Genomic DNA, 24,505 nt, shown 5'->3' on the forward strand with positions numbered 1-24,505 from the left:
CGGGGGAGCGGGGAAACCGCAGCGACCTGGTTGGCTGCGTTCCGGACAATTGGCTACATGTCGTACAGGGTTGAACAAGGGTGATCTTGCTGCGGAGAGGGCTTGCGGGGGCCCGCGCCAGGGAACTTCGCTTCTCGGTGTGGCTCGTGGCGGTGATCTTCCGGGGTTCCCGCCCATCCCGTGGTGTCGATCACGCCCGGAAACTGACGTGAATGCCCACCCTCGGTCCACCTGCGACCCGTGCCGTGACCGACGCTGCCCGCTCTTGTTGTCCGCGCGAGTCGCGCGGGACGGATGCTAGGAACCGGATCGTCCACATAAGGTCACAAGTGGCGATCACCCTGGCCAGGCCGATCGTGCGCCGTCGCAACTAATGTGATGAAAGAGCGCCACAGGGGGCGTACGCCGGGATACGCTCCCCGCGCACCCACGTTCGAGTCCGCGCCCGTGGGGGCCGGTCAACCCCGGCCTGGTCGTGTGCGGGTTCAGCGGAGCCCAAACGCGAGAGACATACCGTCCGGTCTGACGCTCCACCCCTCACCGCGACCCGGTGAGACCAGCCGATCCCGGAAGGCTCCACGCGCCCGGGCACCGGCCAACCTCGGCGTCCGCCACCGGTACGTACGCGTAGTACGAGCCCTTCCGGTGCGGCGCCCCGAACCCCCTTGTCAAGGCAGCCTCGGCGCGACCTCGGCACCGAACAACGCACAACGGCCTCCGCCCTGGAACCGTGCACTGCGGACGTCTCCCTCACGACCTGCCGTTCCGGCAGGCGTGGACGACGGCCGCCCGGTGCACGCGCGGCCGCCGAGTCCCACCGACTGCCTGTCACCCAGTGAGGAACAATGAGCATGCGCGCCCGCACCACCGTAGCTGCGGCCATATCCACGGTCCTGACCCTCTCTCTCGCCTCATGCGGTGAGGGTTCCGACGCCGGCAGCGGTGACGGGACCGCATCCGTGGGCATCGCCATGCCGACGAAGACGTCGCAGCGGTGGATCGACGACGGTCGGAACATGGTCGACGAGCTCAAGGGGTTCGGATACAACACCACCTTGAAGTACGCCGACAACGACCCGAAGAACCAGGTCGCGCAGGTGGAGGCCATGATCGACGACGGTGTGGACGCCCTGGTCATCGCCTCCGTCGACGGGCGTGCCTTCACCGACGTCCTGAGCAAGGCGAAGGACTCCGGTATCCCCGTGATCTCCTACGACCGGCTGATCCTCGGCAGCGACGCCGTCAACTACTACGCGTCCTTCGACAACGTGAAGGTCGGCTCGCAACAGGCCGACTTCATCGTCGAGTCGCTGGGGCTCGTCAACGGCAGCCGCAAGGGCCCGTTCACCATCGAGCTCTTCGCGGGTTCGTCCGACGACAACAACACGCGCTACTTCTTCGACGCCTCGATGGAAGTGCTGAAGCCATACATCCAGAACGGCGACCTGATCGTCAGATCCGGGGAGACCGATCTCGATCAGGTGACCACCCTCCGCTGGGACGGCCCCACGGCGGAGAAGCGCATGAACAAGATTCTCGACTCGAAGTACAACGGCCAGACCATCGACGCGGTCCTCTCGCCGTACGACGGGATGTCCATCGGCATCCTCAACGCGCTCAAGGAGCACGGGTACGGAGGTGCGGGGAAGCCGCTGCCCATCGTCACCGGCCAGGACGCCGAGGCGCCCTCCATCAAGTCGATCGTGGAGGGCGAGCAGACCCAGACCGTCTACAAGGACACCCGCGAGCTGGCACTGGTCACCTCCTACATGGTCAACTCCGTCGTCCACGACAAGAAGCCGGCGGTCAACGACACGAGTACGTACGACAACGGCAAGAAGGTCGTGCCCGCGTACCTCCTGGAGCCCGTGAGTGTCGACAAGGGCAACTACGAGCAGGTGCTCATCGACTCGGGCTACATGAAGAAGAGCGACCTGAAGTGAACCGTGAACGCCTGTGGGGCGGGGAGATCTCTCCCCGCCCCACAGGCGTTCGTACGGAGGCTGCCGGCCGGCGTCAGTTGACGAAGACCGCCGGGCTGCCGGTCTGCGTCGTGTCGGTGACGGGGGCGTACTTGGCGGTGAAGTAGCCGTTGCTGAAGCACAGCGACGAGCCGGAGAACTTCGTGAACTGCTGCTTGCTGAACGAGATGCTGTTGTCGGCGTTGTCGGCCGTGCCCGACAGGCTGGGCGCCTGGTAGACGCACGTGATGCTACCGAGGAGCGTACGCAGCACAACGGTCGTCTGGATGGACGAGCCGGCGGCCGGGGTGATGGTGACCGATCCGTCGGAGCCCACGGCCGAGGTGTAGGGCAGGTTGTCGACCTTGATGCTGGTGACTCCGAGCACGCCGACGACGTTGCTGGTGCAACTGCTGCTGTCGAAGGTGTGCTCGGTGACCGACTCGGTGGCCGTACCGGGCGCCGTCGGGTTGTCGACGACCGAGGCGACGAACTTCGACGACGTGCAGGAGAGACCGCTCGTGCCGGTGCTGCTGGAGTAGAGCGTGGCGCTGGTGCCGGCGGCCAGCGAGGAGTTGAGTACGGCTCCGGCCGCGACGGCCGTGCCGCCCGCGCCGCCGGTGGTCAGGACCGAGCCGTCGGCCGCGGAGGCCGGGCCGGCCGCCGAGAGGGCGAGCGCCGTGACGGCGGCGGCCAGTGCGAGGGAAGTCCGAGTACGCATGCGGGTGCCTCGTTCCGAGAGTGGGGTGGGTGGGCCGCCACCGGCCCGTCGCGCCTTCTCCGTACGCGACGGACCGGCGGTGGCTGCCGGGAGATCGGCCGGAGGCGTCGATGGACGGCCTCCGGCGCGGGACCGGCGGTAGGGCGACCGGGCGCGGTCCAGGAGGGGGGGGAAGTGACCGTGCCGGTGCCATGGAGGAGTGGATGCGGACCGCACGTGCGATCGGCCGGCCGTGGGTCGGGTCTGTCGACCACGTGACCGGCCTGCCGACCGTGTGACGGGATGGAACCCGGGAGTCGACGTGCGCCGCAGGGCGGATCCGGCGCCACGGATCCGTGCTAACCAGGGAGAGTTGTAAACCTGAGTGATGTTCAACGTCAAGGTGCTGCAAGGAAGTTGACGAAAGTTCAATGTCCGCGCGGCGCAAGGAAGTTGACGCCGGGCCGGGTGCCACGGGAGGGCTCTCCACGCCTCCGTCACATCTCCGACTTCCTTTTTCCACAAGGTGCTTGACCCTCGTCGCTTACCGGGGGTAACTTCCGTCGCGGTTACTGCTGCGTAACGAGAAAGCCCTTGCGCCCACCGGGAGGTGTGAGGAGGTGTACGCCGTAGGCGCTGTCCGCGCCAGGACAACGTGCCACTGAAGCCCTACCCGCACTGATACATGCCCCTGGGAGCAGAAAATGGCCTCGTCCTCGGACGCCACCTCGTCAGCCGGTTCCACCCCCGAGCCCTCCGAAGTGTCGGAAAGCGGTTCCATTTCGGAGAGCCCCGAGGGTTCCGAGAGACGCGGGCGGGTCCGTCTGCGCCGCGCCGCGGTGATGGCGGTGCCTGCGACCGCGGTCGCGGCCGGCCTGATGATCCTGACCGCCCAGGGGGCCCTGGGTGTGCAGTTCGCGATCTCCGGTATGCCGTTCACCGTCACCGCGACCAACCTCGACGGCGAGGGCTTCGCACAGTTCGGCGGTCTCGACCAGATGGCCCCGGGCAGCCCCAACGAGGGTGACACCGGCGGCCAGGTCCTGGTGGTGGTCTCCGCGATCAAGAAGGCGACCCTCACCAAGCTCTGCCAGAGCGTCGACCTCGGCGGCACGAACCTGCTCATCAGGGCCGGGGAGGGCAGCCAGAAGGTGTCCGCGGTCAACCTCACCACCGACTCCACCGAGCTGTCGGGCGACGCGTCCTTCGACAACATCGAGATCGGCAACGACGCCAGCACGCTCGACAAGTCCCATGCGCGGGGCCCGAAGGGCGTCTTCAGCCAGCAGGCCGACACCGTCCACATCGGCAACCTGCGGCAGACCAACTACGCCACCACGGCGGCGGTGTTCAAGCTTCCCGGTCTGAAGCTGAGCTTCAGCGACAAGGGCTGCTGATGGTCGCCTTCCGGCGCTGGCGTGCGGCCCGTCCGTTCTGGGGCGGGCTGCTGCTCGCCCTGGGCGGGGCGGAGATCCTGGTCACGGAGAAGGCGTCGCTGAAGGTCGTCATGCACATCGGCATGCAGGGCCTGGCCGGCTACCTCCTGCCGACCCTGATGCTGATTCTCGGCCTGCTGATCCTCTTCAACCCCGCGCAACGCCTGTTCTACTCGATCCTGGGTGCCCTCCTCTCCCTGGGGACCTGGATCACCTCGAACCTGGGCGGCTTCTTCATCGGGCTAGTCCTCGGCGTCGTCGGCAGTTGCCTGGCCTTCGGCTGGCTGCCGGACCAGGAGCCCCGGCGCGCCCGCTCGTGGCGGCGTCGCCGGCAGGAGCCGGTCCCTCATCCGTAGTGGGTCGGGGCGCCGTGGCATGCGGCGCCCCTGCGGAGGGTCACTGCACGCCGTGCGGGCGGAACTGGACGCTGATCCGGGGACCCGCCGCCCGGGCGCTCTTGGGGATCGCGTGTTCCCAGGTGCGCTGGCAGGAGCCGCCCATCACGATCAGGTCGCCGTGTCCGAGAGGGCGCCGCACCGGGGTGCCGCCCCGCCTGGGTCGTAGCAGCAGATCGCGCGGAGCACCCACGGAGAGGATGGCGACCATCGTGTCCTCGCGGGCGCCCCGGCCGATCCGGTCCCCGTGCCAGGCCACGCTGTCCCGGCCGTCCCGGTAGAAGCAGAGCCCGGCGGTGGTGAACGGTTCCCCCAGCTCGTCGGCGTAGTGCGCGGACAGGGTGTCCCGGGCCTCGTCCAGGACGGGGTCCGGCAGCGCGTCGTCGGCACCGTAGAACGAGAGCAGTCGCGGTACGTCCACCGTGTGCTCGTACATCTGCCGCCGCTCGGCCCGCCAGGGCACCTCTTCCGCCAGCCGTGCGAACAGAGCGTCCGCCCCGTGCAGCCAGCCCGGCAGCAGATCGATCCACGCCCCGTCGCCGAGCACGGTCCGGCGCAGCCCGTCGAGCGGGCCGAGGCGGACCTCGTCGGTCTGGTCGAACAGTGAACCCTGGAGGTGCGTGGACATGTTTCCAGGGTACCCACATATTCGAATGTGTGTGCTATCCAGATGGTGGCCGGGTAAAGCTCGGAAGCTTGTCGAATGCGCCGGGTCCCGATCGACGCAAGGGTGAAGGCAGCACCCCCAGGACCCAGGAGCACGCATCGTGACCGTAACCGCGGATATGGCCATCTCCCTCGACGGCTACATCGCCGGCACCGGCGTCGCCATCGACAACCCGGGCGGCGACGGCGCCGAACCGCTCTTCGAGTGGATCCACAACCTGGCGAGCTGGCGAGAGCGCCAGGGCATGACCGGCGGGGAGGAGAACCGCGACTCCGAGCTGATGCGCGAGTGGTTCGACGCCACCGGAGCGGTGGTCATGGGCCGGATGATGTACGACACCGGCGAGGAGTTCTGGGGCGACAACCCGCCGTTCCGGGCCCCGGTCTTCGTCCTCACCCACCGACCCCGGCCGACCCTCGTGAAAGAGGGCGGCACCACCTTCACCTTCGTCACCGACGGTATCCACAGCGCGCTCGACCAGGCGAAGGCGGCCGCGGGGGACAGGAACGTCGACATCGCGGGCGGGGCGAGCACGGTGCAGCAGTACCTCAGGGAGGGGCTCATCGACGAGCTGCAACTGCACGTGGTGCCCGCGCTCCTCGGAGAGGGACTGCGGCTCTTCGAGGGACTGGGCGCCGGGCGGCGCCTCGAACCCGTCAGCGTGGTCGGCACGCCACTGGCCACCCACCTGAAGTACCGCTTCGTGAAGTGACCGGGCTTCGTGCCGACGCCCGGCGACCGAACCCCAACACCGCGCCGGTGTGGGCCGGTTCGGGCGGAGCTGCATCGGCTGTCCGGGCCCGCGACCGGTCGCCTTCATCGGGGGAGGGGGCGTGAGCAGCGCTGGCATACTCTGCGAATGACATCGATGGATCCGTTCCGCGACGAAGCTCGCGGTCGTGGATTACCCGAGGACGAGATCGAGCGGTGGCTCGACACCGCCCGTCGCTGCGCGATGCTGAACCTCGCCGGTGAGACACCGCCCGACGACCCGCCGGCCGGACGGCTCGGCGGGTTGCCGCCGATGCCCGACGACGAGCCCGTTCCGGACCTGCCGTTCCTCGCCTCGGTCGACCTCGCGGCCATCCCACCGGGCGCGACGGATCTCCCGCTGCCCGAGGACGGCACGCTGCTCTTCTTCGCGGACACGGAGGACCCGTGGAGCGACGACGACTGGCACCGGCTCGTCTACGTCCCGGTCGGCACGCCCGTCACCGAACGCGCTTCGAGCTACGAGTGGCTGCCGGAGGTCCGCCCGGCCCGGGATCTGCATCTGACGACCACGCCCTCGCTGCCCAACCGCGGTTCGGATACCGAGGAGTTCCCGCACGGCAGAGAGCTGGGCTCCGTGTGGTGGAAGACCTGCGGCGAGATGACGACGGACGGACCGGTACAGATGGGCGGCTGCCCCTGGGTCTGGAACGCGGATCCCCTCACGGACCACGACCACGGTCCGGGTGACTGGGTGCTGCTCGCGGAGGTCGGGGGCGAGGGCGTGACCGAGGGCGACCTGGGCATCGTCCACTGGGTGATTCGCCGGGACGACCTGGCCGGCCGCCACTTCGACCGGGCCCGGGCCCACTTCGACATGGTCGGCTGACGCGCCCTCGGACGCGACGCGTTCTCCCCGGCTTGCAGAGCTCCAAGTTGGTCCCCGCGTACCGGAATTGAGGGTCTCAGGGGCGCCCGGAACGGGGTCCCAGGCGGCTTCGCCAGCCCCTCGGGGGCCTTCCGGGCATGGTGCGCGGGTCCTGAGTCGACCACCACCGGGCGTGCCCCCACCCGCCCGTCCGCGGCCTCGACAAAAGCCATCTGACCTGGTGTTTCCCTGGATTCCGCCTAGGGTGGAGAGGTCTGCCGGACACCATGGGAGGGGTCTTTGTGAGTGGGGAAAGCATGGGGTACGACGCTGCCGACATCGAGGTGCTGGAGGGGCGTGAAGCCATTCGGAAGCGGCCCGGGATGTGGGTCGGCTCGACCGGTGAACGCGGTCTGCATCACATGGTGTTCGAGGTCGTCGGCCGGGCGGTGAACCAGGTCCTGTTCGGCGGCAGCGGCAGCGGCAGCGGCAGCGGCAATGGCAATGGCGGCGGCTTCGTCGATGTCACGCTCACGTCCGACGGCGGCGTGCGGGTCGCGGACGACGGGCCGGAGGGTCCCTTCGAGGCCCGGGCCGCTAGGGCCGCTGGGGCCGTCGGGGACACCGGGGACCCCGGCGGCCCGGACCTCCAAGCGCTGCTGACCAGCTTCCACGCCGGGCCTGAGCTCAGTGGCCGGCACATCACGGACGTGGGCCAATTCAGAGCGGGGCTCTTCGTCGTCAACGCCCTGTCGAGACGGCTGACGGCCGAGGTGAGGTGCGAGGGGGTCCGCCGGGTCCAGGAGTACGCGCGCGGTGCCGAGGCCGCCCCGCCCACCGCCGTGGGGCCGGTGACCGGAAGCGGGACGACCATCGCCTTCTGGCCCGACAGCGAGATCTTCGAGACGACGCATTGCTCGTTCGCCGTGCTGGCGGAGCGTTTGCGGCAGGTGGCCTTCCTCAACCGGGGCCTGGGCGTCTCCCTGACCGACGAACGCCCGGCGGGCGGGGCCCGGGCGGTGTCGTTCCGGTTCCCGGAGGGAGTGCGGGACTTCGTGGCAACCCTCGACGCGGAGACGGGGTCGGCCCTCCAGCCGGACGTCATCGGCTTCGAGCGCGAGGACCCACGGATGGCGGGGACGATGGAGGTGGCCCTGCTGTGGACCGGCTCCCGCGAGGAACGGATACGCAGCTTCGCCAACAGCCGGGCCACTCACGAGGGCGGCACGCACGTGGACGGCTTCCGCGACGGAGTGGCGGCCGCGGTCATCGCGTACGCACGGGAACGGGGGTTGCCGGCAGCGGACCTTGACCCCCGCGACGACCGGATCTGCAGGAGCCTCACGGCAGTCGTGTCGGTGAAGCTCGACCGTCCCGAATTCCTCGGCGCCACGCGCGGGCTGCTGGGCAACACCGACGTGCGGGACTGCGTCGGGGAGGCCGTCCGGGAGCACCTCGGCAACTGGTTCGAGGAGGAGCCCGAGCGGGCCGCGGAGTTCGTCGACCGAATCGTCCGGGGAATCCACCAGAACTGAACAGCGGCGGACGGCCCCGTCGGAGCCGCGCGAAAGCGTTGCCGGTTTTAGTGGCCGCGGCCGTCACAGCAGCGCGGTCAAAGCCGGCGGGGCTGTCTCACCCCAAGGTCAGCAGGACGACGGCGCCTCCTGCGCTGAGCAGTCCGGCGACCTGCCATCGGCTGACCCTCTCGTTCAGCAGCGCAAGCCCCAGCACCGTCGGTATCGCCGGGTACAGCGAGGCCAGAACGACGGCGAGGGCCAGCATCTGCTGCTGGGCCGCCCACAGGTAGAGCACCAGGGCGAGGGCCGCGCCCGCCCCGATCACGACCGCTTGGATCAGCGAGCCGGCCGGCTGCCGGAACAGCGAGCGGTGCCACCAGGCGCTCGGCAGCAGCAGGACGACGGCGGCCACGCGCCCCGCTACCACGGGCCACACACCGCTTCCGGGGCCGGCCTGCGCCAACCCGATGTACTGCACCGCCACCCCCGCGCTGGCGAGCAGGCCGTGCACGATCGCTCGCGCCGTACCCGTACCGCGGCCGCCGCCCCCACCGGAGACGCACCACAGTGCGGGCACCGTCACGCAGATGCCCAGCCAGGCCAGGGAAGTCGGCCGGTCGCCCAGAAAACAGACGCCGCACAGCACGGACAGCGCCACCCCCGTCACGGCGCTCACCGGCACCACGATGCTCATGGCGCCGCGGCTCAGACCGCGGTTGAGGAAATGCATGGCCGCACCGCTGCCGACCCCGGACAGCGCTCCCCACAGCACATCGGCGGACCGCACGGCATCCGCGGGCACCGCCGAAGCCAGGATGAGCGCCAGCAGCAGCCCGCCGATCTGTCCGAGAAAGGTGACTACGGCGAAGTGAATCCGGCGGGACAGCAGTCCACCGGCGAAGTCGACAACGCCGTAGCAGGCTGCCGAGGCCAGCGCGAGAAGAGCGCCCATCCGCTCCGGGTGTCCTGGCCGGCGTACGCCGACGCCCCGTTGGCCGCTCGCGCCTCAGACGTAGCTAGCCCACCCTGTGGTCGCAACGGCCGCGGATGTCACTCTCGGCCGGTGTCGATGACGCAGAAGCGGTTGCCGTCGGGGTCGGCCAGTACGACGAAGTCCGGATCTTCGGGATACAGGTCCCAGTCGACCCGTTGGGCGCCGAGGGACACCAATCGATCGACCTCGGCGGCCTGATCCGCCGCGTCCCCGGCGTAGAGGTCCAGATGGACGCGCGGGTGCTCCTGTACCGGTGTCTCACTCAGGCCGAGCGCCAGTTGGGGGCCGGTCCCCTGTGCGGGCACCAGCACCACCCAGTCGTCCTCCGGCTCGTCGCGCGGGACGTAGCCGAGAGCCTCCATCCAGAATGCGGTCGCACGCCGCACGTCCCATACGCCCAACACCACGGATCCGATCTTCAGCATGCGCCGAGTGAAGCAGATGTCCGCCGGTGAGGGGGCTCCCTTTTTTTGGCGTTCCGCTGCGGCTGCGGGTCGTCCGTCGTGCGTCGTTCGCGTCAGGTTCGGCCGGGGCCTTCGCCGTCGGAGCCTCCGCCGCTGTGCTCGTTCCAGGTCGGGGGCTTCTGCTTCGCCGCGCGGCGGGTCTGGCTGTTGCCGTGGCCGGGGAGCCGGTGCGGGGTCAGCCGGTCGTTGCGGTGAGGCATCTCGGCGGGCTCGCGTCGTTCGCGAACCTCGCCCACGGGGCCCGAGTCGGGCAGCCGGGGCTGCTCCTCGGATCGGGGCGAGGCGGGCCGGCTCCCGGGAACGCATCCGACGGCCCCACCACACGGCCCAGATCAGGGCGCCGACGATGAGGACGCCCACCAGGAACGGCACCACTCCGCCCACCAGCGCGCCGGAGAGGGCCAGTTTCTGATAATTGCGCGGCAAATTCACGGGAGCGCGTTTCCTGGCGACTGCGTCGACGCCCGCGTGGCGACTCCGTCGGCAATCCGCGCCGAAATGCGTACTCCGTCGATTCGATTCACTTCGTCACTTTGCGCGACCGGTCGATTATTGATTGTCGCGATGGACTCTCGATATTCGGTGCTTCGTTTTGAAATGTCCGAATGAGGGAAGTTGAATTACTAGTGCTTCGGACAGGAGGCACGTCCGTGGGAGCTGGCTCCGCCAGATCGCGGGTGTGTCCAGAGCGGTCCGTGTGCGCGCTCACTCCCATGGTGACTGTCCCGTCAGCACCCTCTGAGGGAGATGCGACGCACCATGCCAATCACCGTCAGAACGAAGCAGCACCCGCACGACGACGCCCCCGACTCGGCCGCGGACTTCGTACACCTCGTCGCCCTGTCCGACGGGCCCGAGCGACAAGCCCTGCGTGACGAGCTGGTCCGGGCCTGGCTGCCGATGGCGAACCGCATCGCGCTGCGATACCGGGGGCGCGGCGAGTCCGTCGAGGATCTCGGTCAGGTGGCGGCACTCGGCCTGGTCAAGGCCGTCGACCGCTACGACCCCGAGCGTGGCAACGCCTTCGAGAGCTATGCGATCCCGACCATCACGGGCGAGATCAAGCGCCACTTCCGCGACCACATGTGGGTCCTCCACGTGCCGCGGCGGGTCCAGGACCTGCGCAACCGCGTCCGCGCCGCGATGAAGGAGCTGTCACAGACGACACCGGGCCGCAACCCCACCATCGCCGAGATCGCCGCGTACACGCGCATGAGCGAGGACGACGTACGTACCGGATTCGAGGCCCTCGACAGCTTCACCGCTCTCTCCCTGGACGCCGAACTGCCCGGCAGTGACGACGGCTATGCGCTCGGGGACGCACTGGGGGAGCCCGATTCCGGATTCGACCTCGTCATCGACCGGGAAGCCGTGAAGCCGTGTCTGGCGGCGCTCCCCGAACGCGAGCGAACCATCCTCTACCTGCGCTTCTTCCGAGGTATGACCCAGAGCCGCATCGCGGAACAGCTCGGCATCTCGCAGATGCACGTCTCCCGGTTGCTCAACGGCTGCTGCGCCAAGGTGCGCGAGGAAGCCCTCTCGGAAGCCGTAGTGCCAGCTGAAGGAGGCGTAGTGGCCGCTGGAGAAGTCGTAGCGGCGTATGAGAGCGGGGTTGGTGACTCAGCCGCCCGTCACGGGTCTTCCCGGGCCGGGCGGCTGAGTGGCGAGCTCACTGCCGAACCCTCCCGGGAGCGGTTTGCCAGTGAACTGCCACTGTTCGAACTAACCAGTGCGCGCTGAATAAAACACCCTCATCGCAGCGGCGGAGAATCCTCCGGAAGCGATGTGGGCCCGAAGCGGTCGAGAGTGTCCTCCAGCGTGGCGCGGACATCCGGTGGGAGATCGCCCTTCTGTCCCCAGACAAGGATCATCTCCGCGACATTCCGCAGTTTGATGTTGGTGTGCTGGGACACTTCCCGAAGCACGGCCCAGCCGTCGTCGGGCGTGACCCGCCCGAGTGCCACCATCATGCCGATCGCCTGGTCCACGACGGCATGAGAGGTCACGGCCTCCTTCAACTGGCCGATCTCCTCCTGCAGTTCGGCGATCCGGGGCGCGTCCTCGTCGGGCGCGGCCTGCTCCGGCAGGCCGCCACCCGGCTCCTCCGCTTTCGAACCGGCGTCCGAGGTCATTCGTTCCCCTCCGAGGTCGGAACACTTGGGGTCTCTCGTCGTCGCTCCACCGCGTGACTCCGTGGTTCCAGTCCATCGTCGCCACTCGACCGGGCGCATGCCAGCGCAACGCCTACCCCGCATTCACCTGAGTACACATGGTGACGGGTCGCTCACGGATTGCGAAGCGTGAGTGTCGGGCGCAGGGTGGTTACGCCAGTCCAACCCTCATCGAAGGACGGAAAAGCCATGGGTAAGTCAAAGGGCAAGGCCAAGCAGATGAAGGGCAAGATGAAGGAGACCACCGGCAGGGCCATGGGCGACACGCACATGGAGAACGAGGGCCGCGGCGAGCAGATGACGGGCAGGGCCCAGGAGCTCGCCGCGAAGGCCTCCGAGCGCGTCAAGAAGTCCGAGCGGTAGGCCGGACCCACGCGTTGGTACGCCCCCGGACGGCCGCAGGGCTCCGGCCCTGCGCCCGGCGGGGGCGTCCCGCGTCCCGACACCTCTCGGGTCGCTCAGGCGGAAGGCCGCTCGCGCACGATGTCCCGTGCACTCTTGTCGTCGCGCAGCCCCAGGAACCGTGGATGCCGCAGCATCCCGTCCCGGGTCCACTCCGTGAACGCGATCTGCGCGACCAGCCTCGGCTCCACCCAGTGGGCGCCCGCCTCACGCACCCGGTCGCCGAACGGCGATGCGGGGACGCGGAGTTCATCGAGGACTTCGCGCAGCCCGAGGAGCGTACGACGGTCGAAGCCCGTGCCCACCTTGCCCGCGTACCGCAGCCGGTCCGCCTCGTAGTGACCGAGCAGCAGCGCGCCGAACCCGGCCCGGGTGCCGCCCCCTTCGGTGAAGCCGCCGACCACGAACTCCTGCGCCCGGGAGCACTTCAGCTTCAGCCAGTCCGGTGAACGGCGGGGCTGGTAAAGGCTCTTCGCCCGTTTCGCGATCAGCCCCTCCCAGCCCCGGGCACAGGCGGCGGCCAGCAACTCGGCCCCGCCCTCGTTGCGATGCGTCGTCATGCGCAGCGGCGCACGGTACGTCAGGGTCCGTCGGAGCAGGGACTTGCGTGTCCGCAGCGGCAGCCGTGTCAGGTCCGCGCCCTCCAGACGGAGCACATCGAACACGTAGTACGTCACGGCGACGCCGCTCGCCTCGATGTCCCGGCGCCGGGTGAGCCCCATGCGCTGCTGGAGGCGTGCGAAGTCCGTGCGGCCGCGGGAGAAGGCGACGATCTCGCCGTCCACGGTGAAGTCCGTGCACGACTGCGCGGCGAGCGCCTCGACGATCTCCGGGTAGGTGTCGTTGAGGCGATTGCCGGCGCGGGAGAGGAGCAGCGTCCGCCCGTTCTCCCGGACCGCCAGGACCCGGACCCCGTCCAGCTTCCGTTCGAAGACCCACTCGCCGGGGAAGTCGCGCTGGTCGCTGAGTGTGGCGAGCATCGGCCGGGAGGCCAGTTCCACACCGGGTGGCGCGTCACGGAGCAGCCGTCTTTGGTGGTCGGGCAACGAGCCCAGGAGGTCGGTCATCGCCGCTCACCTCTCTCCCGCGACCTGCCGCAGGGCGCGGCCGGGCGCCGACCAACCCATTCTCCTTCCCCTGGTCAGAGGCGGCCATCGGGAGCTCCGGCCGTCCTGCCCGAGCCCCGCACTGCCCGTACCGGTCCGGCCGGCTCAGGACCCCGTGAGGCTGATGCCGAAGACGTCCAGGACGCCGTAGACACCGAGGAACACGATCGCCGCGCTGCTGACGGCGAGCGCCACGGTCAGCCACGGGCTGCCCCGGAAGCGCTTCTCGACGCCGGTGGACCGCAGCCGCCACGCCGCGATCACCACGGCGAGCAGGAAGACGCCGCCGCCGATGCCACCGATCTGCACCATCAGCACCGGCGACTGCACGAACAGGAAGAACGACGCCCACACCGACGGCAGGCACCAGGTCAGGATCTGGATCGTGCGCCGCCGTACACGGACGTCGTGCCAGTCGATCACGCCGAGAAGCCCGAGCGTGTTGGTCCACAGCCGCGGCACGCTGGCCGTCGACCCGACGAGCGTCGAGAAGAGCACCGTGAACGCGCCGGCGAGGAAGAGGTACTCGGCCCAGGGGCCCATCGTGTCGGTGTAGATCCGGGACAGCGTGGTGATCATCGAGTTGCCCTCGGGCACCAGGTTCTGCGGATGCAGCACGGCCGCCCCGATGACGTAGAACGAGAGGGTGCACAGCGTGCAGACCAGCCAGCCGGCGGCGACGTCCAGCCGCATCACCTTCAGCCACCCCTCGGCCCGCCGCGCACGCTCCTCGCTGCCGTCGTCCGGGCCCGTCCAGCGGGCGTAGCCCTTCTCGATGCACCAGTAGGTGTACGTCGTCATCTCGTCGGCGCCGACGCCGGTGATCCCGAACATGGCCAGCGCCACCCCGGCCGTGCCCGCGGGGATGAGGAAGCTGAAGCCCTCGCCCAACTCGCCTGTCCCGTAACCGAATTCGGTCAGTGGAAGGCCGAGGGCCAGCGCCACCGTGGCTATGGTGAAGACGACCACGGACGCCACGCACAACTGCTCCACGACGCTGTACTTGCCTGTCCGCAGCAGCACCACGGCGAGGGCGGTGACGAGCACCGTCCACACCGCGAGCGAACGGTAGCTCAGCGCCTCGCCGGTGATCGGCCACATCACGGAGCAGGCGGCTGCCGTGCCGCCGATGATGCCGCCCCGCTGGAACATCTTGGCGAAGTCCATCCCGATCCAGAGCCAGTTGATCCAGCTCACGGGACCGATCCGCGGGCCGACCTCGCGGTAACCCTCAAGCGCGGTGCGGCCGTTGAGGATCGTCCAGCGGGCCAGCTCCATCTGCACCCACACCTTCACCCCGGTGCTGATGACGACCAGCCACAGCAGCACGAACCCGGCGCGCGCGCCGAGCGAGGTGGTCACGATGAGCTCGCCGGAGCCGACCACGGCGGCCGACAGGACGAAACCGGGGCCGAGATGGCGCAGCCGCCCGGTGAAGGTGGTCGGTGCCTCGCGGACGTCCTCGGTGCGCAGGGCGTACGGGTCGGGCTCGGTCGGGGCGGCGGCGGATGCCGTCCTGGCAGTCGTTTCAGGCATGGCGGGGTCCTTCGAGGTGTCCGGCGTCGTTGCCCGGACTCGGGGACGGGGGAGGGGAAGGGGCTCTGCGGGGCTTGGGGGAGGGCGGGCGGTTCAGTGGGCCGGGCGCAGCGGGGGCCGGCCCGCGAGGACCCGTACGACGTCCTCCGCGATCATCGCGCCCATCGTGCGGTTGGCCTCGTGGCTGCACGCCGCCATGTGCGAGGTGAGCAGGACGTTAGGAGCGGTGCGCAACGGGCTGTCGCCGAGCGGCTCGTGCGCGAAGGCGTCGAGCGCGGCTCCGCCCAGGTGGCCTTCGACGAGGAGAGCCGCGAGGGCCTCCTCGTCGACGAGCCCGCCCCGGGCGGCGTTCACCAGCAACGCGCCCGGCTTCATGGCGGCGAGCCGACGGCGGTCAAGGAGCGGGCCCGCGCCGGAGGTTGCGGGCAGATGCAGGCTGACGACGTCGGCACGGGCGAGGCAGTCGTCCAGCGGGGCGGGCGAGGCGTCGAGCGCGCGGATGTCCGCGTCGTCGACGTACGGATCGTGCGCGAGCACGGTCATGCCGAAGGCGAGGGCGTAGGTGGTGAGCAGACGTCCGATGCGGCCGAAGCCCACCACGGCCAGGGTCTTTCCGGCGAGTTCGGGCCCGAACAGCTTGGGCCACTCGCCGTGCGCAACCCGCTGGTGGGACGCGGTGATGCGGCGGTTGGCGTCCAGGATGAGCCCGAAGGTGAATTCGGCGACCGCACGGGAGTTGCTGCCGGGCGCGCACACCACGGAGATGCCTCGGGCCCGCGCGGCGGCCACGTCGATGGTGTCGACGCCGACGCCGTGCTTCGCGATGACCTTGAGACGGTCGGCCGAGTCGATGACATCGGCGGTGACGGCGTCCATACCGACCACCAGCGCGTCGACCCCACCGATCCGCTCGCGCAGCTCGCCGCCCGGCAGCGCGGTGTCCTCGTACGGGCGCACCGGGCCGGCGCCCGCCCGTTCCAGGATCCGCCAGGGCTCGGGGGAGTGGCGGGAGAAGGTGGGCGTGGTGATGAGCGTCGTCGTCATGCAGGGAGCTCCCGGTCCGCCCAAATGGGGCTCAGGCGGAGGTACTTGATGGTGCGGCGATGCCGGGTGAACGCGATGTGCAGCGTGCCGTCCGGGGTCTGGACGACGGACGGGTAGGAGAGCTCGCGGTTGAGACCGTCGCGGGAGTTGTTGGTCAGGCAGTGGCCGTCACCGGTCTCCAGGTCACGGCGCACGGGCCAGGTCAGCCCGCCGTCCGAGGAAACGGAGAGGGTGAGCGGGGCACGGGGCGCGCCCCAGAAGGCGGCTCTCGTCGCGGCGGCTGCGGAGGGGGAGTGTTCCCCGGCAGCCGCCCCGTCACCAGACCCCTCGTCACCGGTCTCCTCGTCCCCGGTCTCCCTGAGTCCCTCCTCCCCTATCTCGTCGTACAGCGAGACGCGGCGCGCGACGGCGTCCGCGGCACTGCTGTGGTTGTGCACCAGCGCGAGCCGGCCGTCGGCCAACGGCACGTACTGGATCGAGGAGTTGTTGTTCGGCAAGTCCAGCGGACGGGGCTCGGCCCAGCTCTCCCCGTCGTCGTACGACACGCTCCGGTGCACGGCATCCGCCCGGCGGCTGCGGAACAGGGCGAGGAGCGAACCGTCCGCCAGCGGGCGGATGTTCATGTGTACGAGTCCGGTCGAGCCCGGCACCGGAACCTCGCGCCAGCTCGTCCCGGAGTCGTCGCTGACCATCACCGAGCTGGTGTCCCGGTCGCCGGACCATGTCTCGCCCGGCGCGGCGGTGCAGCGGAAGACGGGGAGCAGCCAGCGGCCCGAGGGCAGCACGGTCACCGGCTGCCGGACGAAGACCCCGCCGTCGAAGAGTGTCCGGGACGGGCCCCACGTCACACCCTCGTCGCGGCTGACACGCAGTCGCACCTCGGCGGTGTCCTGGTGCCCGGCCCGCTGCGCCGTGTGCAGTAGCCACCAGTCGCCGGACGGGTCGATGGACAGCACCGGGTTCTGCTCGGACCGGGCGTCGTCGTGGGACAGCTGTGCAGGCATCGACCAGACGTCACCATCGGGGTCGAGCCGCGAGAACCACACCGAGATGTCCGCGACGCCCTCCTGAGTGCCCGCGAACCAGACACAGCCCAGCCCCCCGCCGGGCAGCACGGTGAGATTGGCGGCGTGGTTCTGCACGGCGGGCGCCGACAACTGGGCCTCGGCGCGGCCGGGTTCGGTGGGATGCGGGTGTACGACGCCGTCGGCGAGCGTCGGCTGCGACGACGTCATCGGACCAGCCCCGCGGTACGCGCGGCGGTGAGGTGCTGACCCGCGGCCTGCTCCAGATGGACGAGATCGCAGGCGACGGTGACGTACGTGAAGCCCTCGGCGAGCCGCTTGGCGGCGCTCGCGCCGTCCGGGTTGTGGATGCCGACGGCGATTCCGGCGGCCGCGGCGGCCTCCCGCACCCTGACCAGCGCCGCCTCGAACTCGTCCGCGACCGCGGGGTCGGTCGAGGTGGCCCCGCCGAGCGCGATCCGCAGGTCGGAGGGGCCGATGTAGACCCCGTCGAGTCCGTCGGTGGCGCAGATCTCGTGCACGTCGGCGAGACCCTGGACGGTCTCGATCATCGCGAGGACCACGGTCTGAGCGTGGGCGTCGGCGGGGTCGGGGCCGATGCGCAGGCCCGAGCGCATGGGGCCGTACGACCGCTTGCCGAGCGGCGGATAGCGCACGGCGGCCACCGCGTCGGCGGCGTCCCGCGCGTTGTCGACGAGCGGGACGATGACACCGGCCGCGCCCGCGTCCAGTGCCTTGCCGATCGGCATCGGGTCGTTGGCCTCGACCCGGACCAGGCCGACGGCCGTCGACCCCTTGGTGTCGATCGCGGTCAGTGAGGCCAGCACACCCGCGTACTCCAACAGCCCGTGCTGGGCGTCCAGCGCCACGTAGTCGTACCCGAGACGGGCGATGCGCTCGGTCGAGACCGGCGAGTCGAGGACGGACCAGTAGCCGACAAGCGGTTCACGGGCGCGCAAGGCGGCCGCGAACGCGGCCGGGGTACCGGGGGAGGCGGTGGACATGGGGGCTCCTTCGGGATTCATACGGTTCGAGCGTTTCGGACGACCGACAGGCGGCTTCGCGGTTGTGGAGGGGGCACCCCGTCAGGGGCGCGGGGAACTGCGCGACCAGCCACGGATGACCTGCATCCGGAGTTCTGCCTGTCGGCGGGAGCACTGGGCGGCGGTCACCGGTTGTACGCGGGCATGGGCCCACGCAACCCCGCCCCGACCTCGTCACAGGCCGCCATCACGTCGGCCGGCAGCGGACCGGCCTCCGCCGCGGCGATGTTGGCGAGCAGATGCGAGGTCTTCGACCCGCCGAGCAGCAACGCGTCGGTGGAGTCGCGGTCCAGGAGCCAGCGCAGCGCGAGGTCGGTGAGCGGCATGCCCGCGGTGTCCGCGACGGCGGCGAGCCGGTCGACCGCAGAGAAGAGACGCTCGTCCCAATAGCGCTCCCGGTACATCGCGGCGACCCTGGAATCCCCGAACCGGCCCGATTCCGGGGCCTGTTCGAAGCGGTGACGGCCGGTGAGCAGGCCCCCGCCGAGCGGGTTGTAGACCATCGTGCGCAGTCCACTGACGGCGGCGTACTCGACGTACTCCTCCTCGATGCGGCGCGCGAGCAGGTTGTGCAGCTGCTGGGCGACGACGGGACGCGGCGCGCCCACCTCCTCGGCGGTGCGCACGAGTTCGGCGATCTGCCAGGCCGCGTAGTTGGAGACGCCGAGGGCGCGGATCTTGCCCTCGGCGGCGAACTCGGCGACGGTGGCGAGGGTTTCGGCGAGCGGTGTCGCGCGGTCGGGCTGGTGGAGATAGAAGAGGTCGACCGAGTCGGTGCCCAGCCGTTTGAGGCTGCCCTCAAGGGCAGCCCGCAGTCCGGCGGCCGAGAGCGGGGCGTGCTCGCCCTGGTCGGGGTGCGGGATCCCGGCCTTGGTCGCCAGGACGACGCGGTCACGCCGGCCCGGCAGGAGCCCGGCGAGGATGCGCTCGCTCTCACCGCCCGCGTAGCCGTTGGCCGTGTCGACACCGGTGATCCCGGTGTCGAGCGCGGCATCGAGCATGGCCGCCGCTCCGGCGGCGTCCACGGTGTCCCCGAACGTCATGGTGCCGAGGACGAGCCGGGAGAGCGGGACAGGGATGTTCGGCAGGGTGATGCCGGTGGTCACGAGCGGTTTCCTTCCGATGCGGGAGAAGCAGATGCCACAGGAGAGGCAGCAGGCGAGGCAACAGGCGAGGCAGATGGGGGCGCGGCAGACAGAACCGCCCGTGGTTTCACGCCCCGGATCGTGGTCGGGTCGAGGGAGGCGCGGCGCAGCGCGCGGGTGTACGGGTCGGCGGGTGAGGCGAGCACGGCGGCCGTCGGTCCTCTCTCGACGACCCGGCCCGCGCGCATGACCACCACGTCGTCGCTGATCTCCCGGACGACACCGAGGTTGTGGGCGATGACGAGATAGGCGATGCCGGTGTCCGCCTGCAACTCCCGCAGCAGATCCAGTACTTGGGCCTGTACGGAGACATCGAGGGCGGACGTCGCCTCGTCGCAGACGAGGAGGTCGGGCCGGGACGCGAGGGCCCGCGCGATGCCGATGCGCTGCCGCTGGCCGCCGGAGAACTCGGGCGGCCGCCGGTCAAGGGCCGAGGACGGCAGGCCGACCTGGTCGATCAACTCGGCCGCACGACGCGCACGTTCGGCCCGGTCGGAGACCCCGGCCACCCGCAGCGGCTCGGCGACGATCTGCTGAGCCGTGAGATGGGGATCCAGCGAGCCGTACGGATCCTGGAAGACCATCTGCACCCGCCGCCGCAGCGGACGCAGCCGCCGCTCGGGCAGTGCCGCGATGTCGGTGCCGTCCAGGACGATCCGGCCGCTCACCGGCTTGAGTAGCCGGACGAGGGCACGGGCGAGGGTCGACTTGCCGCAGCCGGACTCGCCCACCACGGCGAGCGAACCCCCGTGCGGCACCTGGAAGTCGACCTGGTCGACCGCCTTGAAGGGCCCCTGCGCGGTGGCGTACTCGACGACGAGGTCCTCGACGGAGAGCAGCGGCCCGGCGGCCGAGGCGCTGTCGGGAGCGGTCCCGTCGGTGAGGGCGGTCACCGCGGTGTTGTCGGTCATGACGTTGCTCCCTGCACCAGGGGTTCGATCCGCCCGTCGCCGTCGCCGTCGCCGTCGCCGTCGGGGTCGCTGTCCTCGTCCTCGTCCCACGCGCCGAGACGCGGTACGGCGGCGAGCAGCTCACGGGTGTACGGCTCGGCCGGCCGCTCGACGATCTCCTCGGCGGAGCCCGACTCGACGAACCGCCCGTCCTTCATCACATGGATACGGTCGGAGACGAGCCGCGCCACCCCGAGATCGTGCGTGATCATCAACATCCCGATGCCGGTGTGTTCCTGAAGCTCCATCAGCAGATCGAGGACGCTCGCCTGAACGGTGGCGTCCAGCGCGGAGGTGGGCTCGTCCGCCACCAGCAGCTCCGGCTCGGCGGCGAGCGCGGTCGCGATGAGGATGCGCTGCAGCATGCCGCCGGAGAACTGGTGGGGATACGCCTTCCAGCGGGTCTCCGGCTCGGAGATGCGCACCCGCCCGAGAAGCTCGACTCCCTTGTCCCGGGCCTCGGTTCGGGTCAGCGCCGGGTGGCGCAACCGCAGCGCGTCGCCCAGCTGACGGCCGATCGTGTGCACGGGACTCAGGGCCGTCATCGGATCCTGCGGGATCAGCGACACCGTCCGCCCGCGCACCGCACGCGCGGCGTCCGGATCGGCCACGACGTCCCGCCCGGCGATCCGGACGCTCCCCGACAGCACGGCGAGGCCCTCGGGCAGCAGCCGCAGCACGCCCATCGCCGTGGTCGACTTCCCCGACCCCGACTCGCCGATCAGAGTGACGGTCTCGCCCCGGCGGACGGTGAACGTCACCCCGTCGACCGCGCGCACCACGCCCTGGCCGGTGATGAGTTCGATCTGCAGGTCCGCCACGTCGAGCAGCGGTGTGTCCTCGGCCATGGCTCACACTCCCTTCCGCAGGCGGGCACGGGACCCGGTGTGCGTACGGTCCCGCAGCCCGTCCCCGAGCAGGTTGACCCCGACCACCAGCACCACGATGACAAGGCCCGGCAGAGTCACCAGCCACCACGAGGTGGTGATGTAGTCCTGGCCGTCGGAGATGATCCGGCCCCAGGTCGCGAACGGCCGCTGCGGGCCCGCGCCCAGGAAGCTCAGCGCGCTCTCCAGCAGCACCGCCTGCGCGAGCAGCAGCAGGACGACGAGGCTCGCCGGGCGCACGACGTTGGGGATCACATGCCGTACGAGGACCGACCAGGAACGCAGTCCGAGGACGCGGGCGGCGGCGACGTACGGCTTCTCGCGCTCGACGAGGACGAGCGAGCGGGTCAGCCGGGCCACCTCCGGCCACTGCGCGACCGCGATCACACAGGTGATGACGGTGACGGACGGCCCGAACAGGGCGACCACGAGAAGCAGCATCATCAGGAGCGGCAGGGCGAGTTGGGCCTCCAGGAACCGGGAGACGAGCGCGTCGACCCAGCCGCCGAAGAACCCGGCGGCCGAGCCGGCCGCGATGCCGATCAGACCGGAGACCAGCACGGCGAGCACGCCGACGGTCAGGGAGACCTGGCCGCCGTGCAGGACCCGCGACAGCAGATCGCGGCCCAGCTGGTCGGTCCCGAACAGATGGCCCTCGCTCAGCGGCGGCAGCCTGCGCCGCGACAGGTCCTGGGCGTTCGCCCCGGGCAGCGGCAGCAGTCCGGCGAGGGCGACGGGCAGGACGACGAGCGCCGTGCAGGCGCCTCCGGCCCACAGCTTGAAACGGGCGCCGCGCCGCTGCCGGGTCGCGGTGGCCCGGGCGAGGTCGCGGGCGGTGACGGCACTGGGCCGCCTCTTATCTACGGCGGTACTCATGGCTCAGGCCGCCTTTCCGAGGCGTACCCGCGGATCGAGCAGCGGATAGGCCAGGTCGACGAGGAGTTGGACAAGGATCGCGAGGGTCGCGGTGACCAGCACGGTGGCCTGGATGAGCGGATAGTCGCGGGTCTCCAGCGCGCGTACAACAAGCGAGCCGACCCCCGGCCAGCCGAAGACGACCTCGACCACCACCACACCGTTCAGCAGCGCCGCGAAGCGCGTACCGAGCGCCGTGACCAGGGGCACCGAGGAGTTCGCGAGCGCGTAGCGCCAGGTGAGCGCGGACTCCGAGACGCCCCGGGAACGGGCGACGGTGACGTACGAGGAAGCCAGCGCGGTGGACATCTCGCGGCGCACCAGCCGTGAGATCAGGGCGAGTTGGAGAACGGCCACGGTCACCGTCGGCAGCACCAGTCCGCTCCACGACGTGAATCCGGACGCGGGCAGCACCGGCACCAGCACCGCGAAGACGGTCAGCAGCATCACTCCGGTCCAGAAGTCCGGCATCGACTGACCGGCGATGGTCAGCACGTTCGCGCCCAACTCCCTGCGCGTGTCGGCGCGGCGGGCCATCCAGACACCGAGCGGCACGGCGACCAGTGTCGTGACCGCGATGGCGGAGACGGCGAGCGTGATCGTGTACGGCATCCGGTCCAGGACCACGTCGAGCGCGGGGGAGTGGAAGGAGTAGCTCGTACCGAGGTCCCCGGTGAACAGGTCGCGGACGAAGTACCCGTACTGGACGAACAGCGGCTCGTCGAGGCCGAACTGCTCGCGGATGCGGGCGAGATCGGCGCTGGTCGCGCTGGGCGCGGCGTACGCGGAGGCGGGATCGCCGGGCGCGAGTCGCACCAGCAGGAAGACGGTGGTGAGCGTGAGGAACACGGTCAGTAGGCTCTGCCCGACACGGCGGGCGAGATACGTCGGCACGGCTCAGCCCTCCAGTCGTACGGCGGTCAGGTCATAGGAGTTGACCGGCTGGAGCGCCAGGCCCTGGACACGGTCGCGGCGCGCGAGCAGCGTCTTGGGCGCGAACGCCCAGAGGCTGGGCCAGGTGTCCCAGACGGCGTGCTGGAGGGCGGCGAGTTTCCTGTCGCGTTCGGCGGCGTCCGTCTCGGTCGCGGCGTCGGAGAGCTGCCGTTCGATGCGCGGGATGACGTAGCCCATGTAGGTGTCCCGGGTGCGTTCCTTCTCGGCCGTGCCCCCGTACATGCCTTGGAGAGAGGTCAGGGCCTGGCCGGTGGTGCCGGGGAAGCCGTTGCCGATGACGTCCCAGTCGCCGCCGCGTCCCTGCCGCCACTTCAGGATGTCGCCGCCGGGCTCGAACTGCCGCAGTGAGGCGCGTACGCCGACGTCCTGGAGCATGTCGACGACGGCCTCCATCACGGAGGTGTCGCCGGCGAACTCGCCCGACTCCCACATGATGGTGATCCGCAGGTCCTCGGCGTCCAGCGACTTGAGCAGTGCCCTGGCCCTGCGCGGGTCGTAGGCGTACGTGCCCGTGCGCACCGCCCCTTGGAGCGCGAGCGGCACCACTCCCTCGGCCGCCTCGGCGGAGTCGATGAGGACGTCGCGTATCAGGGACTTGCCGTCGATCGCGTAGGTGAGTGCGTGGCGCACGCGCGCGTCGGCGAGCGGATGCCCCTTGGGCTTGCGGAAGTTGTAGAAGAGCTGGCAGATCCGGACGCCCGGGGTTTCCTGGACGGCGACACCGGGCAGGCCGGCGAGCTGCTCGGCCGAGTCGGGGGTGAGGGTGTCCACGACGTCCAGTTCGCCGCTGCGCAGGGCGATGACCCGGCTGGACTCCTCGGGCACGAACCGGACCCGGACCTTGTCGACGGGGGGCTGCTTGCCCCAGTACTCCGTGTTGCGGGCCAGCGTGTACTCGCCCGCACCGCCGTTCGCGCTGACGACGCGGTACGGGCCCGAGCCGAGCCCCGACTGGAGTTCCTCGGGCCGGTTGGCCTTGGCCGGGGTGATGTGGATGTTGGCCATCAGCCGGTCGAGCACCGGTACGGGGCGCTGTGTGCGCAGGAGGAACGTGCGCTCGCCGGTGGCCTCGACGGTCGGCATCTCGGGGAAGAGGCCGAGCAGGAACGAGCCGTTGACCTCGGAGTACATGCGCAGGGCCGTGTCGACGTCCTCGACGGTGACGGGGCTCCCGTCCGAGTAGCGGACGCCTTCGCGCAGTCGCACGCTCCACGCCGTGGGAGCGGTCATCTCGAACCGGTCGGCGAGCACGAGCCGGGGCCGCAGGTCCGGGCCGATCCAGGTGAGCGCCTGGCGCACGGCGCGCTGCACGGTCACCGCGGCGTCGAACTGGTTGAGCTTGTTGTCGAGACTCACCAGGGAACGGTTCAGGCCGAGCGTGAGTGTGCCGGGGCCGGGCGCTCCGGTGGGTCCTGCACAGGCGGACAGCGGACCGAGCGCGACGCCCGTGGTGCCGAGGGCGCCCCAGCGCAACACGGTCCGGCGGCTGGGCGGTCCGGGCGGGGGAAAGGGGTGAGGAGTTGGGGTCATCGTCGACCTTCTCGGATTCTGGAGGGCGACCGGCTCTCGCTGACGCCGCCCGACACCGGGCGACGAACAGGTGTCGCGCCGGAA

At 70.2% G+C, this 24,505-nt stretch carries 24 protein-coding genes and 1 pseudogene; 8 read left to right on the top strand and 17 right to left on the bottom strand.

Annotated elements, in window-relative coordinates:
• Window positions 1-845: 845 nt before the first annotated feature.
• The gene (chvE, locus tag ACZ5VQ_RS32110; protein ID WP_469107968.1) at window positions 846-1,943 is read left to right on the top strand and encodes a multiple monosaccharide ABC transporter substrate-binding protein; all 1,098 of its coding nucleotides are present in this window, start codon (window positions 846-848) and stop codon (window positions 1,941-1,943) included.
• Between the two features lie 73 nt (window positions 1,944-2,016).
• Here the strand turns inward: chvE and ACZ5VQ_RS32115 are convergent, their stop codons facing one another.
• Window positions 2,017-2,682, bottom strand: coding sequence for a Tat pathway signal sequence domain protein (locus ACZ5VQ_RS32115; RefSeq protein WP_469107969.1), 666 nt, complete (start codon window positions 2,680-2,682; stop codon window positions 2,017-2,019).
• A 683-nt stretch (window positions 2,683-3,365) separates the two neighbouring features.
• Between ACZ5VQ_RS32115 and ACZ5VQ_RS32120 the strand changes: the two genes are divergently transcribed.
• Together ACZ5VQ_RS32120 and ACZ5VQ_RS32125 are read left to right on the top strand one after the other, a co-directional pair.
• Window positions 3,366-4,058: a DUF6230 family protein gene (locus ACZ5VQ_RS32120; protein WP_469107970.1), complete on the top strand. Its 693-nt coding sequence runs from the start codon at window positions 3,366-3,368 to the stop codon at window positions 4,056-4,058.
• On the top strand, window positions 4,058-4,453 hold the full coding sequence (locus tag ACZ5VQ_RS32125) for a DUF6114 domain-containing protein (RefSeq protein WP_055617604.1): 396 nt from the start codon (window positions 4,058-4,060) through the stop codon (window positions 4,451-4,453). The genes ACZ5VQ_RS32120 and ACZ5VQ_RS32125 overlap by 1 nt, the downstream gene beginning before the upstream one ends.
• 40 nt (window positions 4,454-4,493) lie before the next feature.
• On the opposite strand, the gene ACZ5VQ_RS32130 is transcribed toward ACZ5VQ_RS32125, so the two are convergent.
• Window positions 4,494-5,120: an alpha-ketoglutarate-dependent dioxygenase AlkB gene (locus ACZ5VQ_RS32130; protein ID WP_469107971.1), complete on the bottom strand. Its 627-nt coding sequence runs from the start codon at window positions 5,118-5,120 to the stop codon at window positions 4,494-4,496.
• 139 nt (window positions 5,121-5,259) lie between these two features.
• On the opposite strand from ACZ5VQ_RS32130, the gene ACZ5VQ_RS32135 reads away from it, so the two are divergent.
• The 3 genes from ACZ5VQ_RS32135 to ACZ5VQ_RS32145 all read left to right on the top strand — a co-directional run bounded on the left by ACZ5VQ_RS32135 (window position 5,260) and on the right by ACZ5VQ_RS32145 (window position 8,273).
• Window positions 5,260-5,871 carry a dihydrofolate reductase family protein gene (locus ACZ5VQ_RS32135; protein WP_469107972.1) on the top strand — a complete coding sequence of 204 codons (612 nt, stop codon included), beginning with the start codon at window positions 5,260-5,262 and terminating at the stop codon, window positions 5,869-5,871.
• 147 nt (window positions 5,872-6,018) lie between these two features.
• Window positions 6,019-6,759 (top strand): DUF1963 domain-containing protein, encoded by a 741-nt coding sequence (locus ACZ5VQ_RS32140; RefSeq protein ID WP_469107973.1) that lies wholly within the window; start codon window positions 6,019-6,021, stop codon window positions 6,757-6,759.
• Window positions 6,760-7,055: 296 nt separating this feature from the next.
• Window positions 7,056-8,273: a DNA gyrase subunit B gene (locus tag ACZ5VQ_RS32145; RefSeq protein WP_469107974.1), complete on the top strand. Its 1,218-nt coding sequence runs from the start codon at window positions 7,056-7,058 to the stop codon at window positions 8,271-8,273.
• 97 nt (window positions 8,274-8,370) lie between these two features.
• Here the strand turns inward: ACZ5VQ_RS32145 and ACZ5VQ_RS32150 are convergent, their stop codons facing one another.
• The 3 genes from ACZ5VQ_RS32150 to ACZ5VQ_RS32160 form a co-directional block, all read right to left on the bottom strand.
• Window positions 8,371-9,207 carry an EamA family transporter gene (locus ACZ5VQ_RS32150; RefSeq protein ID WP_469107975.1) on the bottom strand — a complete coding sequence of 279 codons (837 nt, stop codon included), beginning with the start codon at window positions 9,205-9,207 and terminating at the stop codon, window positions 8,371-8,373.
• Between the two features lie 98 nt (window positions 9,208-9,305).
• Window positions 9,306-9,674: a VOC family protein gene (locus tag ACZ5VQ_RS32155; protein ID WP_469107976.1), complete on the bottom strand. Its 369-nt coding sequence runs from the start codon at window positions 9,672-9,674 to the stop codon at window positions 9,306-9,308.
• A 92-nt stretch (window positions 9,675-9,766) separates the two neighbouring features.
• Complete coding sequence (locus tag ACZ5VQ_RS32160) at window positions 9,767-9,949, bottom strand: DUF6479 family protein (RefSeq protein WP_469107977.1); 183 nt, start codon at window positions 9,947-9,949, stop codon at window positions 9,767-9,769.
• A 523-nt stretch (window positions 9,950-10,472) separates the two neighbouring features.
• On the opposite strand from ACZ5VQ_RS32160, the pseudogene ACZ5VQ_RS32165 reads away from it, so the two are divergent.
• A pseudogene (locus ACZ5VQ_RS32165) lies at window positions 10,473-11,261 on the top strand (RNA polymerase sigma factor SigF); the annotation flags it as partial.
• Between the two features lie 203 nt (window positions 11,262-11,464).
• Here ACZ5VQ_RS32165 and ACZ5VQ_RS32170 read toward each other — a convergent pair.
• Window positions 11,465-11,845 carry an ANTAR domain-containing protein gene (locus ACZ5VQ_RS32170; protein ID WP_469107978.1) on the bottom strand — a complete coding sequence of 127 codons (381 nt, stop codon included), beginning with the start codon at window positions 11,843-11,845 and terminating at the stop codon, window positions 11,465-11,467.
• A gap of 228 nt (window positions 11,846-12,073) precedes the next feature.
• Between ACZ5VQ_RS32170 and ACZ5VQ_RS32175 the strand changes: the two genes are divergently transcribed.
• Entirely contained in the window at window positions 12,074-12,247 is a 174-nt protein-coding gene (locus ACZ5VQ_RS32175; RefSeq protein ID WP_469107979.1) for a CsbD family protein, read from the top strand.
• 95 nt (window positions 12,248-12,342) lie between these two features.
• Here the strand turns inward: ACZ5VQ_RS32175 and ligD are convergent, their stop codons facing one another.
• From ligD to ACZ5VQ_RS32230, 11 genes are all read right to left on the bottom strand, one after another.
• Window positions 12,343-13,353 (bottom strand): non-homologous end-joining DNA ligase, encoded by a 1,011-nt coding sequence (ligD, locus tag ACZ5VQ_RS32180; RefSeq protein WP_469107980.1) that lies wholly within the window; start codon window positions 13,351-13,353, stop codon window positions 12,343-12,345.
• 144 nt (window positions 13,354-13,497) lie between these two features.
• Window positions 13,498-14,928 carry an Nramp family divalent metal transporter gene (locus ACZ5VQ_RS32185; protein ID WP_469107981.1) on the bottom strand — a complete coding sequence of 477 codons (1,431 nt, stop codon included), beginning with the start codon at window positions 14,926-14,928 and terminating at the stop codon, window positions 13,498-13,500.
• Window positions 14,929-15,021: 93 nt separating this feature from the next.
• Entirely contained in the window at window positions 15,022-15,972 is a 951-nt protein-coding gene (locus ACZ5VQ_RS32190; RefSeq protein ID WP_469107982.1) for a phosphoglycerate dehydrogenase, read from the bottom strand.
• Window positions 15,969-17,207, bottom strand: coding sequence for a sialidase family protein (locus ACZ5VQ_RS32195; RefSeq protein ID WP_469107983.1), 1,239 nt, complete (start codon window positions 17,205-17,207; stop codon window positions 15,969-15,971). The genes ACZ5VQ_RS32190 and ACZ5VQ_RS32195 overlap by 4 nt, the downstream gene beginning before the upstream one ends.
• Window positions 17,204-18,001 (bottom strand): HpcH/HpaI aldolase family protein, encoded by a 798-nt coding sequence (locus tag ACZ5VQ_RS32200; RefSeq protein ID WP_469107984.1) that lies wholly within the window; start codon window positions 17,999-18,001, stop codon window positions 17,204-17,206. Before ACZ5VQ_RS32200 ends, ACZ5VQ_RS32195 begins: the two co-directional genes overlap by 4 nt.
• A 164-nt stretch (window positions 18,002-18,165) precedes the next feature.
• Window positions 18,166-19,146 (bottom strand): aldo/keto reductase, encoded by a 981-nt coding sequence (locus ACZ5VQ_RS32205; protein ID WP_469107985.1) that lies wholly within the window; start codon window positions 19,144-19,146, stop codon window positions 18,166-18,168.
• Window positions 19,143-20,096 carry an ATP-binding cassette domain-containing protein gene (locus tag ACZ5VQ_RS32210; protein ID WP_469107986.1) on the bottom strand — a complete coding sequence of 318 codons (954 nt, stop codon included), beginning with the start codon at window positions 20,094-20,096 and terminating at the stop codon, window positions 19,143-19,145. The genes ACZ5VQ_RS32205 and ACZ5VQ_RS32210 overlap by 4 nt, the downstream gene beginning before the upstream one ends.
• Window positions 20,093-20,983, bottom strand: a complete 891-nt coding sequence (locus ACZ5VQ_RS32215) for an ABC transporter ATP-binding protein (RefSeq protein WP_469107987.1) — start codon at window positions 20,981-20,983, stop codon at window positions 20,093-20,095. Before ACZ5VQ_RS32215 ends, ACZ5VQ_RS32210 begins: the two co-directional genes overlap by 4 nt.
• Window positions 20,984-20,986: 3 nt before the next feature.
• Window positions 20,987-21,898, bottom strand: a complete 912-nt coding sequence (locus tag ACZ5VQ_RS32220) for an ABC transporter permease (protein WP_469107988.1) — start codon at window positions 21,896-21,898, stop codon at window positions 20,987-20,989.
• A gap of 3 nt (window positions 21,899-21,901) precedes the next feature.
• The gene (locus ACZ5VQ_RS32225; RefSeq protein WP_469107989.1) at window positions 21,902-22,831 is read right to left on the bottom strand and encodes an ABC transporter permease; all 930 of its coding nucleotides are present in this window, start codon (window positions 22,829-22,831) and stop codon (window positions 21,902-21,904) included.
• 3 nt (window positions 22,832-22,834) lie between these two features.
• Complete coding sequence (locus tag ACZ5VQ_RS32230) at window positions 22,835-24,421, bottom strand: ABC transporter substrate-binding protein (protein ID WP_469107990.1); 1,587 nt, start codon at window positions 24,419-24,421, stop codon at window positions 22,835-22,837.
• Between the last annotated feature and the right edge of the window lie 84 nt (window positions 24,422-24,505).

Source organism: Streptomyces sp. NPDC033178, from assembly GCF_055577685.1.